Genomic DNA, 13,566 nt, shown 5'->3' with positions numbered 1-13,566 from the left:
CAATGAACGAGCGACAAATAAAAGATATATTCAAAAATGGGGGTAGTGTTACCGTTTGGAAGCCTATTTTAGATTTCGTTTTTGGTAATGTAGAATATTTTTCGACACCCAGCAATCCTTTCCGAGAGGATAAAAACGTTATTTCAGGGAAACAAGTTGGACGTATTAGGCTTGATCAGGATAAGTTCATTTCGATTTTCGAAGTTGAGGTAAACGACCATATCAATATTGAACGTAATCGCCAGGGATTGAGAGAAATTGCCGTAAAATATATAGATCAGAATATCACACATGGAGCATTAGTTTTTTATCATTCTCGCAATCAAGCACTTTATCGTTTAACATTTATAGCGAAGTGGAGTGAAATTGATTTAAAAACAGGAGAATTTAAAAAGGGGGAAACTCAAAAAAGACGTTACACTTATCTACTAGGAGAAAATCAAAGTGGTAGCACTGCTGCTAAACGTCTTTTAGAAATTGCTGCAAAAAAGCCGGTAATAAGTATTGACTCAATAATTCAGGCTTTTTCGGTTGAGGCATTAACTAAAGAGTTTTTTAAAAAATATAAAGAGCATTACGAAAGATTTTGGCGATTTATTGATGATACTCCAGCTTACAAAAAATTACTTATAGACACATCCCCTGAAAAAACTCAGGATGAGCAAAGAAAGCCGCTTAGAGATTTTTCGAAAAAGTTATTGGGACGAATCGTTTTCCTTCATTTTCTACAAAAGAAAGGATGGATGGGCTGCCCAGTTTTGTCAACATCTAAAAAAAATAAAGAAATTTGGAAGGATGGTAATCCTAGTTTCCTACACGACTTATTTAAACAATTCAACGAGCAAGATCACTTCTATAGTAAATGTCTAAGTAAACTATTTTTCAATACATTAAATCAACCGGATAGGCCTAATAATATTTTTCCAATAACTAATAGCAGGGTTCCTTATCTTAACGGTGGTCTGTTTGACAACGACCAGCCTAATACAGATCATATAGATTTTCCAGCGGTTTACTTCAAGGATTTATTGGAGTTTTTTGAACAATACAATTTTACTATTGACGAAAATAGTCCGGACGAGCAAGAGATTGGCATTGACCCAGAAATGCTAGGCCATATTTTTGAAAACTTACTTGAAGAAAATAGGGAGAAGGGAGCATTTTATACTCCTAAAGAGATTGTCAACTACATGTGTCAAGAAAGTCTGATTGAGTATTTAAGAGTTTATATGCCGAAAGAAGCTGAGATAGAGCAATTTATCAGAAAGCAATATATCTCTGAATATCTGCGTGACAGGGCAAATGCAATAAAAATTAACAATTTATTAGATCAGGTAAAAGTTTGTGATCCTGCTATTGGATCAGGAGCATTTCCTATTGGTATTTTGCAAGAGATATACAAAGCCAAGATCCACATCTACCCTTACCTTAACCCTGTTACTCCTTTTGATCCTGTCCAAGCCAAGAAAAAAATAATAGAAGGAAGTATATATGGAGTAGATCTAGAGCATGGTGCTGTAGAGATAGCCAGGTTACGCTTCTGGTTGGCATTGGTGGTAGATGAAGAAGTACCCCAACCGCTCCCAAATTTAGACTATAAAATAATGCAAGGAAATAGTCTATTGGAAAGATTCGAAGATATCGACTTAAGTTTAATTGGAAGTAGTAAAAAAAACTTAACCGTTTATGAAGCTGAAAAAGATTTATTTGGCAATATATTGGAAAGCCAAATGAAGATAACATTTGCACAAACTGGAACGATAAAGGAAATACAACAATTAATGAAACAGTATTTCAACGAAAAGGAGCCCGCCGAAAAAGCAGATTTGAAACACGAAATTAATCAGAAAGTTCACAAACATATAGACTATAATCTTGAGCTAAGGGAAGCACAACTCAGCCGAGTAATAGAAGAAGCAGGTGATGAGGAAAAATTAAACAATAAGGCTAGAGCTAAACTAAAAGACCTTAAGCAAGATCTAGTATCGTTTTCAGTTAAAAGGGCTCGACTTCACGATATACAAAATACAGAAGAAAAACCTTATTTCTTATGGCATGTATTCTTTAAGGATGTATTTGATAATGGAGGATTTGACATTGTAATTGGAAATCCACCTTACATACAACTTCAAAAAATGATTAAGGAGGCAAACGAGTTAGAGCATGCCGGATACTTAACATTCACTCGAACTGGTGACTTGTACTGCCTCTTTTATGAACAAGGTAATAATTTGCTTAAGAACAATGGGGTATTAGCATATATAACTTCAAACTCATGGTTAAAAACTCAATATGGTAGCCTATTGCGAAAATACCTTACCCAATATACAAATCCTCTAAAACTTTTAAATTTTGAGGATACAAAAATATTCCATTCAGCAACAGTTGAGACTAATATTCTGCTATTTAAAAAGGGACATTGGGAACAAAAATTGAAAGCCGTAGTATTTCGATCCGATTATTCTTCAGGTGATTCAATTGTAAACTACTATAGCTCTAATTCAATTGAACTAAGTGATTTAAGCGACGAAGGATGGATTATCCTCTCAAGGAAAGAATATGATACAAAAAATGAAATAGAAAAAAAATCCATCTTATTGAAGGACCTAAATATGACAATTAATTTTGGAATAAAAACGGGCCTTAATGAAGCTTTTATAATCGACAAGAAAACTTATGACGAATTGATTGAACTTAATCCTGATAATGCAAAAATAATTAAACCTATTATCAGGGGTAGAAATGTTAAAAGCTATAGCTATAAATTTGAAGAACAGTATATTATTTTCACAAGAAGGGGCATTAATATCGATGAATTTCCGGAAATTAGAGATCATCTATACAAATCATATGACCGATTAAAGCCGCGACAACCGGGAGACAAGGTAGGGAGGAAACCAGGACCATATAAATGGTACGAAATACAAGACAACGTTGCATATTATACAGAGTTCGAAAAGCCTAAGTTAGTATGGGGAGAGCTATCTGATAAACCAAAGTTTGCTTATGATGATAAAGGTATGTACCCTGAAGCAACATTATTCTTTATGACAGGAGATAACTTAAAGTATCTTTTATCTATTCTAAACTCAAGGCTAGCGTCATGGTATTTTAATCAAATTACAACTACATCAGGAATGGGTACTAACAGATGGAAAAAATATAAAATTGAGCAATTACCGATAGCATTCATTAATAGTAATTCTAAAAAAATTGAGGTAGCTTCTGACTATATGCTTTTTTTGAATGATACAACTACTCCTGCTGTAAATTCCTATACCGAAAATGAAAACATAGCACAGGTTTTTGAAGATACATTGAACATGATGATTTACGAGCTTTATTTCGAAGAACATATGAAAGAACTAGAAGTAGATGTTTTACAGTTTATCACAGAAGATACATTTCCACCGCTTACAAAAAATCCGTTGGAAAATGCCCAGACAGTAGGAAGAATATATAAATGGCTTCAGGAACGAGACAACCCAATTCGAAACAGAATCATTTCTGCCAATATTAATAGTAATTACATACGTGGAATTAATAGTACAACACATTAAGCTATGGCTGCTTCTTTTATTGAGGATATATACATACAGAATTTCAAATTCTTTCCTAAGCTGAACGAACCAATAAAGCTCGAAGGGAAACATTGGCTATTATTTGGTGAAAATGGGAGTGGTAAAAGTTCTATCTATTGGGCTCTTTATACTTTACTTGAATGCTCAAACAAAGAAAATATTGAACAAATTAAGAAGTATTTCAGCCATGATGAACTTGAGAAAGAAAGATTGATAAATATACATTTAAAACATGGCACACCCAATTGGGTAGATTCTTATGTAAAAATAAAGCTTAAGGATGGAACAGAGTTTAACGTTTCATTTACTGACACTACAATCAATACAAATCAAAATGCTAAGGAGAGCAATTATGCGTCTGATTTCATAAATTATCGAAATCTATTAAGTTTATACAATTTTGCACATTCCGATGAAATTGACGTGTTTGGTTTCTTTGAATACGCAGTGTTGCCTTATGTCAAGTTCACACCGGCAACATATTGGCATAATGATGTAACAAATGCGATTATTTCATTGACAACAGACAGTGCAACCGAAATCTGGGAGTTTGTAAAAAATGGACCGCAAAAAAATGTACCTAATCGAACAGGCCATACGAGATATCCTAAAAGAGGCGAAATCCAATATACGGAATACAAAAATTTGGTTGATAGATTTAAAACTGATTTAAACACACTAATAACTTTTATCAATACAGAAGGAAATCCAATTTTGAAAGACCAGTTGGGCTATGATTTAACCTTTAAGCTTGAGCTAGAAGAGGAACCAGTATACAAAGGAAAAAGATTGAGTAGAGAATCATTTACTTTGTCTGAGCAAAAATTCATACGTCCTAAATTTTATATTAAACTCAGTATACCGGAATACGAAGGAGAAAGAGATGTCGTTTATAGGCCACATTCATTTTTGAACGAGGCCAAACTTACAGCCATTGGGTTAGCTTTACGGTTAGCGGTTTTAAAGAAATCGCTTGAAACAGGAAATCCCAAGTTAAAGATTCTAGTACTAGACGATTTGCTGATCAGCCTTGATATGAGCAACAGAGAAAAGGTACTGGCGCTTATATTTGACGATTATCTGAGCACACACCAGCTGTTGATATTAACACATGATAAAGTTTTTTTTGAATTTGTAAAGTTGTTCATCAAACAAAAATCCAATTTAAGTGATTGGAAAATTAGTGAAATGTATAGAGGAATTGATCCAGCAGGAGTACCGTATCCAGTGATAATTCCGGGAGAGTTTGGGTATTATGACAAAGCCAAAAGATATTTCGAAGCGCATGATTATACTGCAAGTGCTTTGTATATCAGAAAATCTTTGGAAAAGATAGTTTATGATCGAATTCAAGAGGAAATAACGCGAGTAATCGACGGTAAGCCCAACAACCTGCAGTTTTTGTGGGAAAGACTTTTAGAACGATATCAGAGTTTAGGACATAAAATTTCAGATAATATTATAAAAAGTTTTGAACAGACGAAGCTAATGTTGTTAAACCCACAGGCTCATCATGATTTGTCTACACCGGTATACAAGCTTGAGCTCGAGAAGGCCATTAAACTAATAAATGATATAGAAAATACTTGTCCAATCCCAACAACTATGATTTTGCTGTCTAAAGGAATGACTATGCAGTACAAGCATCCTGATATAGCACATAATTATTCCATCGATTTTGAATTGCTCACGGATTTTCGCACAGATGGCTTATTAGGGAATACAACAACCGTATTTCCAAGATGTCGGATTATATCGTGGCAATACAATGGGACCGCATTTTGGGATTTTCGAAGAAGTATTGCTGCAAAACCTGGAAAACCAATAGAGCATCGATTAGACCAGATTAAAGGCACTCTTACAGATATGGCAATGGTACCCTTAGGAATTACTGATGATATGTTTTTAGACAATACAATCTTAACTAATGGCATTTGGTCATTAAGAGAAATCATTAATAAATCGGGGGCTGTAATATAAGTATAAAGTTCAATTACATATTAGTAAACTACATTTTTATCCCTATCTTTATAATGACAGGTGAAGAAGAGTTAAAAAGAGTGACGAATAGGCACACTTTTTAACTGTCTAAAAAACAGTGTCACCAATTTGACATCCCGCGACTGTAAGATATTAAGAACCAGACAGATAGTATTCCTGTTCTGGGCACCATTTAAAAGCCTTGTAATCATTGATTACAAGGCTTTTTTGTTTTTATCCGTGTCCTTTAATTCAAACCTCTGTATTCATTCGGTGTATAACCTGTGCTTTTTTTGAAGGCCCTGGTAAAATGATGGGGGTATTTAAAACCGAGATCATAAGCTATTTCACTAATGGATCTGCTGGTATCAAGAAGCCGTTCTTTGGCCATATCTACAATCTTCAAATGAATGTACTCGAACGGAGTTTTACCCGTTTCTTTTTTCACCATATCGCCAAAGTAATTGGGAGAGAGATGTAACTGTTCCGCAAAATAAGATACTGCTGGTAATCCAACAGTTTGAGGTTTGTCTGAATGAAAGTAGTTTTTTAATAGCTTCTCGAATTTTTCAAGGCTGTTTAAGTTGGCTTCGTTGCGGGTAATAAACTGTCGGTCGTAAAAGCGAATACAGTAATTAAGAAATAATTCAATGTTTGCTGCTATTAGTGTTTTGCTATGCTTGTCTGTTCCTTGTTCTAATTCGTATTTGATCTTTTCAAAGCAATCCAGCACCATCTTCCTTTCCTTTTCTGATAAATGCAAGGCTTCGCGTGATTCGTAGGAGAAGAAGGTATAGTTGTCGATGTTTTTGCCAAGTGGTGTTCCCCGAATAAGGTCTGGATGAAACAACAATGCAAAGCCGGATGGCTTGTATTCTTCGTTTATATCCACATGAATAACCTGGCCCGGAGCAACAAAAACCAAGGTTCTGTCCTGATAGTCGTAGGTGTGGCGGCCATATTTCATATCACCGCATTGCACATCTTTCAGATAAACGGCATAAAATCCAAAGTTCATTTTGGAGGCGTATACCTCCGGCGCTGTTCCTGTAAAATCTATCACGCTTACCAGAGGATGCAGATTCTCCTGGTGATAGAATTTATCATGCTCGCTAACCGTATCTATCCTTAGTATTTTTTCCATAACCATTCCACCGCAGTTTGAATGGTATAATAACATTTATGGCTGTTATAGAAGACCGTAAAGCAAAAGGAATACAGGATATAGAAGGTAAAGCTGCATCGCCGGTAAACGATTCCAATAAATACCAAACTGGCAAGAAGACTTTGCAGGTATTGACAAATATAGAAGAGAAAGCTCCCGCTGGTGCTAATGCGTTTGCTCCTGCCATTGATACTTTTTTGAAAGAACATTTGTTCGCGGATATTTTTAGCCGTGACGTACTGACTTATCAGCAGCGGGAGCTGGTGACGGTTTCTGCATTAGCCAGCATGAGTGGTGTTGTTCTGCAGCTACAGGCTCATATTGGCCTGGCAATCAATACCGGGTTAACCGGACCTCAGTTATCAGAGGCTTTTGCTATCATTGTGTATATTCTGATGATGTTGACCCAGTGTTCTGGGATGTTCACCCACCTGCGAAGCAGGCAATAAGAGTAAGAGCTTGATGCAGGTTAAAAATACAAAGTGTTATTGATTAGCTTTCTCTTTTTTTCTTCGGAGAGATTCACCTTTGAGTTCCACCCGGTGAGCATTGGCTGTCAGCCTGTCAAGCGTGGCATCAGCTAAGGTGGGATCGTTTAAGTATTCATGCCATTTTGCAACTGGTAATTGTGAGGTCACAATAACACTCTTTTTCCCATACCGGTCTTCCAGTAACTGTAGTAAGGTAAGACGCATATCCTGCGTCATCGGTGCCAGGCCAAAGTCATCCAGGATAATCAGGGATTGGCGTTCCAGTTGATTTAAAAGTTTAATATAAGAGCCATCCAGTCTGGCCAGGGTTATCTTCTCCGCAAGCCGGTTCATGTTCAGGTAAATAGTTTTATAACCATGCAGGCACGCCTGGTGTCCCAGAGCGCACGCCAGATGACTTTTTCCGCAGCCGGTTGCACCCGTAATCAGTATGTTTTCTCCCTGTAAGAGGTATCTGCCTTCTGCCAGCATAGCCAGTTGTTGTTTAGTGATGTTTCTGGCCTGACTACATTCCACTTGTTCTATGGTCACTGGTAGCCGGAGCTTTGCGAGCTTAAGGCAAAGAGCTGTTTTTTCATTAGAACGGTTTTGTTCTTCAGATTGAAGCAGGTGGGCTATTAGTTCATGACCATCCAGTTGCTGATCCATAGATAGTTCCAGCTGGGAACGGTAAGCCTGGTACATACCTGGCAGTCGCAGTTGTTGCATTTGCTGAAGCGTTTGCGTTGTGTTCATTTTTTTTAGTTTATGTAATTATTGATAATGCTCTTTACCTCTTATGTTATCATGGGTTAGTGGCGGTGGTGCTTCTTCTAATGGCAACTGTTTGTCAAGGGCACGTTCCAGAACATTCCTGATCATGGTGTAGTTAACACGGGTGCCTTGTAGTATGCGGGCGCAGGCAGCTTCCAGCCGTCCGGATCCGTATTTTTTCGAGAGCATCAGCATGCCAAAACAGGCTTTGTAATTCTGCTCTATGTAAATGCTATTTTCCAGCATAAGTGCTGCCGCCTGGTATGTAGAGGGACCTATACGGGTTGCCTGGGCCAGTAGGTCTTCCCGATTCCAGCCTTTAATCTGTTGCATCTGCTGATGATGGGGAGGCATATGCTCAGCCAGTGTTGTATACGACTTTTGGTGGCTTTTGCGTATATGCAGGGCTATACGCTGATGATCCAGGTATACTTCTACCGTCCGGTGATCATACAATACTTTTACCTTTTTGCCTACATGCACATAGGGTACGCTGTAATAATGATGATCTTCTGAGAGCTGTATATGGTAGTTGCGTTGAACCGTAAGAGTAACCACCTTTTTAGGGCTAAAGGGTTCGGTGGGTAATGGTTTAAGGGCGCTGCGTTCCTGCTGTTCAAAGTAATACCAGCGGCTATAAGGTGTATTCTTGTAAGGCTTGTTATTGAGCAGGAGCAGCTGTTCCTGCATGGCTACATTTAGCGCCTGCAGGCTGGTGAACTCCCGGTTTCTTAAAGGAGCATACACATGAGTATATACTATATTAACAGCACGTTCTGCCATCGCTTTATCTCTGGGGCTATACGGGCGGGTTGCACTAAAGGTGGTGTTATAATGCTCACTGAGCTGATGGCATATATCTGTAAAAACAGGTTCATACCGGCTGGGATGGGTTACGGCAGTTTTCAGGTTATCGCAAAGAATGGTGGCGGGCACACCGGTATAAAACATCAACATAGCATTGATACAGGTGGTAAAGTCTGCGGTTTGCTGGCTATGTACCGCCAGGCAAAAAATAAGACCGCTAAAAGGCAGGATAGCCACAAAGACCTGGCATGGAACAAGCTCGCCGGTAGATAGGTCTATATAAGACTGCTTTTTACCTGCAAAGTCGATCATAATCATATCGGCTACCTGGTATTCCAGGTGCATTGATAAGTCCCTGTTTTTAAGGTATTGATTGAGGTGGTGGCAATAATGGCTGTACACATAGCCGTCTGGATGTTGAACCATGTATTCCTGCCAGAGCAATTGCCGTGTCACACCGGTTTTATTCAATTCAACCTGGGCATATTGAAAATGAGTAATCAGTTGTTGCAGGCGGTTTGCATCATGAACCACGCTATCGTTTCCATAGGCTCTGTCAGCAAGCGTTTTATTATCGGATTCTTCAACAGGAGTATCTGCAGCAAGCAAAGCAATGTATTTACGCACACTATTACGGCTGATGCCTATACGCCGGGCTATCTCACGTATACCGACACCATCCTTTTGAAGCTGAATAATCTGTTTTAATTGTTCCATTGCTATGGGCTTTTGTGCCATGCTCCTGTTTTTGGAGCAAATGACTATAAAAAGCGCCTACTATTATTTCCTGCTGTCGGGTGGGTCAACATGCCAGAATGACAATGGTGTTTCGTAACCAGAATTACGGTTGGGGGTGGGTCAACATTCCAGAATCGCTAAAAAACGAATCCCAGAAAAACCTTCTAAACGGGTGGGTCAACATCCAGAATGGTGGGTCAGCATGAAAACAGAACGATGGGTTAACATAATTCAGAATCTACAATCATTGATCATAGCATAAGTAAAAGTCAGGGAGATATAGCAAGGTTAACGTTGGATAAGGTACTGGACGCAAAAAAGAAGTAGCATGTACTGTTTTGTAGTACCGTATAATGCTTTTAAATAAGATGGAGGCCATTTCCCCATAGAAAGAAAGGTGGTTCGCGACCACCTTTCTTTTATCTTTTTATAGCTGCTAACAATCAAGTCGCTGTTCAGCATCCGCTTTGTCCAATTGTGCGATAGTCTCATCATACACTGCAGCAGGATAATCGGTATATCCATTTTCGCCCCCGCTATAATAGGTATCCCGGTTGCTTTCTGATAATGGTAAATGATATTTAAACCGCTCTGCCAGATCAGGGTTAGCGATGAATGGTGTGCCAAAAGATACCAGGTCGGCTGTGCCTTCCTGCAAAATGGCATTGCCGCTTTCCTGCGTAAAGCCCAGGTTGGCCATCAGCCTGCCGTTGTAGTGATGACGGAAATGACTAAAGTAGTTGTTCTGCAACGCCTCTACCGGCGTACCGGTTAAATCTTCTGCCGGGCCAGTAATGTGTAGGTAAGCGAGATGATAATCATTCAATTTTTTAAGGATGTACTGGAACATAGGGATAGTTTCAACATCTGGTATTACGATGCCTACATGGCTAAGTGCAACCGGCGTGAACTTTATGGCTATGCGTGTGCTGTGCCACACTTCTATGATGGCGTCCAGAATCTCAAATACAATGCGTGCACGGTTTTCAATACTGCCACCATACTCATCTTTGCGCTGATTAGTGGCCAGGCTTAGAAATTGAGGAATGAACATACCCGCTTGCGCATGTATCTCAACGCCATCAAACCCTGCTTCCCTGGCATTTTTAGCAGCCTGCCTGTAATCCTGTATAGTTTCTTTTATCTCAGCAACAGTCAGCTCACGGGGCGTTAGTGTAGCTTTAAAGCCTTCCGGAGTATAGGAATGAGTTTGCGGATTGATGGCGGAAGGTCCGGCAGGCAGTTCTCCATCAAAGAAATCCGGGTGAGATGCGGAGCCGATATGTCCTAACTGGGAGAAGATCAATCCGCCTTTATCGTGTACCGCTTTGGTCACCAGTTTCCATCCTTCTATCTGTTCCCTGGTAAAGATGCCAGGCACATTAATAAAACCGATAGCCCTTGGACTCAACCAGGTGCCTTCACTCAAAATTAAACCTGCAGATGCGCGTTGTGCATAATATTGGGCCATCAATGCCGTAGGTACAATGCCTGCGTTGGTAGCGCGTCCACGCGTAAGTGATGCCATCACCACCCGGTTTTTCAATGTCAAATCGCCTAGCTGGTATTCCTCTAATAAAGGCTGTGTTGTCTTTTTCATTGCTTTTTTTTGCAAACCTCGGGCATATGTCACTGTAGCACAATACGGGAAAATTTAATGGTATAGGGGTAAATTTATCCCCTATATGAATTGAGATGCAATGTCTATTTTTGAGTAAAGTGGACAGTGTATGTACGAAAGAAAGACTCCCCTCACTATAGATTGCGGCCTGCACCTGACCAGGGAAGTGTTGAGCGGTAAATGGAAGCCTGCCTTGCTTAATGCTATCTCAATGGATATAAAGCGTCCAAGCGAAATGCTTCGTTTATTGCCTGGCGCCACCCGCAGGGTATTGAACGTGCAACTCAGGGAATTGGAGGGGCATGGCTTAGTAGAGAAGAAAACCTACCCTCAACTGCCGCCTAAAGTAGAGTATTCACTTACAGAGGTGGGCTGGTCGTTGATGCCTGTTATTGATGCCATGAACCAATGGGGCGATGCTAACCGCAGCCATTTAGAAACTGTTATTACACAAGATCCTAAGATTAATGAAACATCAAAATCCGCATGCAAGATCTACCGGCAAATGGCTGCAGATCGTAAAATAGGATAACCATTTTCCTTTTAAAAAAAAGAAGCCACCTGCTCGTCCCGGAAGAGATACTTAGCGTCTTTATTTATTATGGCATTACTATAATAAATAAAATATGATAAAGAAAAACCTATTCCTGTTATGCTTATTGGCTGTCAGTCATTTGTTTGCCCAGTCTGGTAAGCCGTTGCTGCAAATAGGAGATCCCGCGCCGCCTTTACAAATAGCTACCTGGCTAAAAGGGACTCCATTGAAGGAAACATTTACGGCAGGGGAAGTAACCGTAGTGGAGTTTTGGGCCACCTGGTGCGGGCCATGCCTGGCTAATATTCCGCATTTATCGGAAGTGGCCCATACTTATGCAGGTAAAAAGGTGAATGTGATAGGTGTGAATGTGCGGGAAAGAAGTGATGTAGGAGCTGACTCCTTACAACGGTTTATGAAGGGACAGAAAGGGCAGGAAATGCATTATACGGTAGGGGCAGATGATACTACAGCTTATATGGCCAATCATTGGCTGGCAGCCGTAGGCCAGCGAGGTATACCGTTTGCCATGGTAGTGAACCAGGCCGGGCAGATTGCCTGGATAGGGCACCCGGCTTCGATAGATGCTCCATTGGCTAAAATAGCAGCCGGTAATTGGGATGTGAACAAGGCCCGGATGGATAGAGAAGAGTCGCTGCGGTTAGATAAGGTGGATATGTCGGTGATTGACCGATTGAATCCATTGATGGTAAGCCGAAATTATAAAGAAGCGATGGTGGTGCTGGACAGTATTTTGAAACAGGAGCCAGGGTTGAAATACCGGCACTCTACCGGGCACTTTCTTTTCTTCTCCTTGTTGAATACGGATGTGAATCAGGCGGTTGTTTTTGCCAGGGAGTTATGGGAAAACAGCGATTTCCCGGATTGGAAAACGGTGTCTGATGGGGTGATGTGGGCTAATTTCAAAAAGATAAGCCTGAATGCAGCCGCTTATGCACTGGGTGCAGAAGCTTTGGATGCCCAGATTGTTCATTATCCCTGGAGTATGGATATTCCAGCTACCTATGATGAGATAGCAGGCTTGTATGCACAGGCTAACCAGCATGACAAGGCTATAGATGCAGAAAAGAAAGCTATTGCAGCGGCAGAACAAACGCCCAAAGTAAAATCTGAAACTATTAAAAAGTACCGTAAGGCATTGGAGCAATATCGTGCGGCAAAGTAGTAGGTGAATATCAGTTTAAGTTAGGATATACTAATGTCGTATCAGGTATCGGTCCTCAGTCAATACCTGATACGCCTTAGTTATCAAACAACGACAAAGCTGTGGCTGCAATGTCTTCAAAAAACTGTTTATCATTGGTAACCTTGGCATATACCCGCATGCCGGTTATGGTATTACACAGGAAGCGTGCAAGGGCTCTTGCATCTTTAGAAGGATTGATGTCACCATTGTGCTGCCCTTTTTGAATATATGCATATAAAGCATCTTCAATTACCCGGTTGTCTTCGCAGAGTAATTTATGGGATGGTTTATCCTGCGAAGCCACTTCTACCTCTGCATTCACTTTAAAACATCCTTTAGGCCGCCCTCTGGCTACCACATCGCCAATCACCAGGTCCAGCAACGCTTTTATTCCTTCTTTTACAGAGGTTGTATTATCCAGCACTGCCAGTATACGGCGGGTGCCTTCCTGCTGGTATAGCTCCAGTGCTTTTATATACAGGCCATGCTTATCGCCAAAAGCGTGATAAATGCTGGACCGTGCTATGCCTAACCCATCAATCAGGTCGTGCAGGGACGTGCCATTATAGCCGTTCTTCCAAAAGATGGTAATGGCTTTTTTTAATACTTCCGTCTCGTCAAAATCTTTTGATCGCATATAATAACAATAGCTTTGTCTGTTGCCAGCAAAGCTATTCATTTAAAATAA

Annotated in this window: 10 protein-coding genes; 5 read left to right on the top strand and 5 right to left on the bottom strand. The window is 40.0% G+C overall.

Features of this window, described 5'->3' with window-relative positions; all coding sequences use genetic code 11:
- Positions 1 to 2 precede the first annotated feature (2 nt).
- Entirely contained in the window at positions 3 to 3,560 is a 3,558-nt protein-coding gene (locus FLA_RS16430) for an Eco57I restriction-modification methylase domain-containing protein (protein ID WP_076381570.1), read from the top strand.
- A 3-nt stretch (positions 3,561 to 3,563) separates the two neighbouring features.
- A complete protein-coding gene (locus FLA_RS16425; RefSeq protein WP_076381571.1) occupies positions 3,564 to 5,561 on the top strand; it encodes an ATP-binding protein in 1,998 nt (665 codons plus the stop codon).
- Positions 5,562 to 5,808: 247 nt separating this feature from the next.
- Here FLA_RS16425 and FLA_RS16420 read toward each other — a convergent pair whose 3' ends face one another.
- Positions 5,809 to 6,705, bottom strand: coding sequence for a helix-turn-helix domain-containing protein (locus FLA_RS16420; protein ID WP_076381597.1), 897 nt, complete (start codon positions 6,703 to 6,705; stop codon positions 5,809 to 5,811).
- A 38-nt stretch (positions 6,706 to 6,743) separates the two neighbouring features.
- On the opposite strand from FLA_RS16420, the gene FLA_RS16415 reads away from it, so the two are divergent.
- On the top strand, positions 6,744 to 7,175 hold the full coding sequence (locus FLA_RS16415) for a carboxymuconolactone decarboxylase family protein (protein ID WP_076381572.1): 432 nt from the start codon (positions 6,744 to 6,746) through the stop codon (positions 7,173 to 7,175).
- Between the two features lie 36 nt (positions 7,176 to 7,211).
- Here the strand turns inward: FLA_RS16415 and istB are convergent, their stop codons facing one another.
- The 3 genes from istB to FLA_RS16400 form a co-directional block, all read right to left on the bottom strand.
- Entirely contained in the window at positions 7,212 to 7,952 is a 741-nt protein-coding gene (istB, locus tag FLA_RS16410; RefSeq protein WP_076383023.1) for an IS21-like element helper ATPase IstB, read from the bottom strand.
- An 18-nt stretch (positions 7,953 to 7,970) separates the two neighbouring features.
- On the bottom strand, positions 7,971 to 9,515 hold the full coding sequence (istA, locus tag FLA_RS16405; RefSeq protein WP_076383021.1) for an IS21 family transposase: 1,545 nt from the start codon (positions 9,513 to 9,515) through the stop codon (positions 7,971 to 7,973).
- Between the two features lie 436 nt (positions 9,516 to 9,951).
- Positions 9,952 to 11,115, bottom strand: coding sequence for an alkene reductase (locus FLA_RS16400; RefSeq protein WP_076377447.1), 1,164 nt, complete (start codon positions 11,113 to 11,115; stop codon positions 9,952 to 9,954).
- A gap of 130 nt (positions 11,116 to 11,245) precedes the next feature.
- Between FLA_RS16400 and FLA_RS16395 the strand changes: the two genes are divergently transcribed.
- Together FLA_RS16395 and FLA_RS16390 are read left to right on the top strand one after the other, a co-directional pair.
- Complete coding sequence (locus FLA_RS16395) at positions 11,246 to 11,668, top strand: winged helix-turn-helix transcriptional regulator (protein ID WP_076377449.1); 423 nt, start codon at positions 11,246 to 11,248, stop codon at positions 11,666 to 11,668.
- Between the two features lie 94 nt (positions 11,669 to 11,762).
- Positions 11,763 to 12,857, top strand: coding sequence for a TlpA family protein disulfide reductase (locus tag FLA_RS16390; protein WP_076377451.1), 1,095 nt, complete (start codon positions 11,763 to 11,765; stop codon positions 12,855 to 12,857).
- 76 nt (positions 12,858 to 12,933) lie between these two features.
- Here FLA_RS16390 and FLA_RS16385 read toward each other — a convergent pair whose 3' ends face one another.
- The gene (locus FLA_RS16385; RefSeq protein WP_076378409.1) at positions 12,934 to 13,515 is read right to left on the bottom strand and encodes a TetR/AcrR family transcriptional regulator; all 582 of its coding nucleotides are present in this window, start codon (positions 13,513 to 13,515) and stop codon (positions 12,934 to 12,936) included.
- Positions 13,516 to 13,566 lie beyond the last annotated feature (51 nt).

This window comes from Filimonas lacunae, assembly GCF_002355595.1.
Lineage (GTDB): Bacteria > Bacteroidota > Bacteroidia > Chitinophagales > Chitinophagaceae > Filimonas > Filimonas lacunae.
This window is presented reverse-complemented; position numbering and strand designations above follow the sequence as displayed.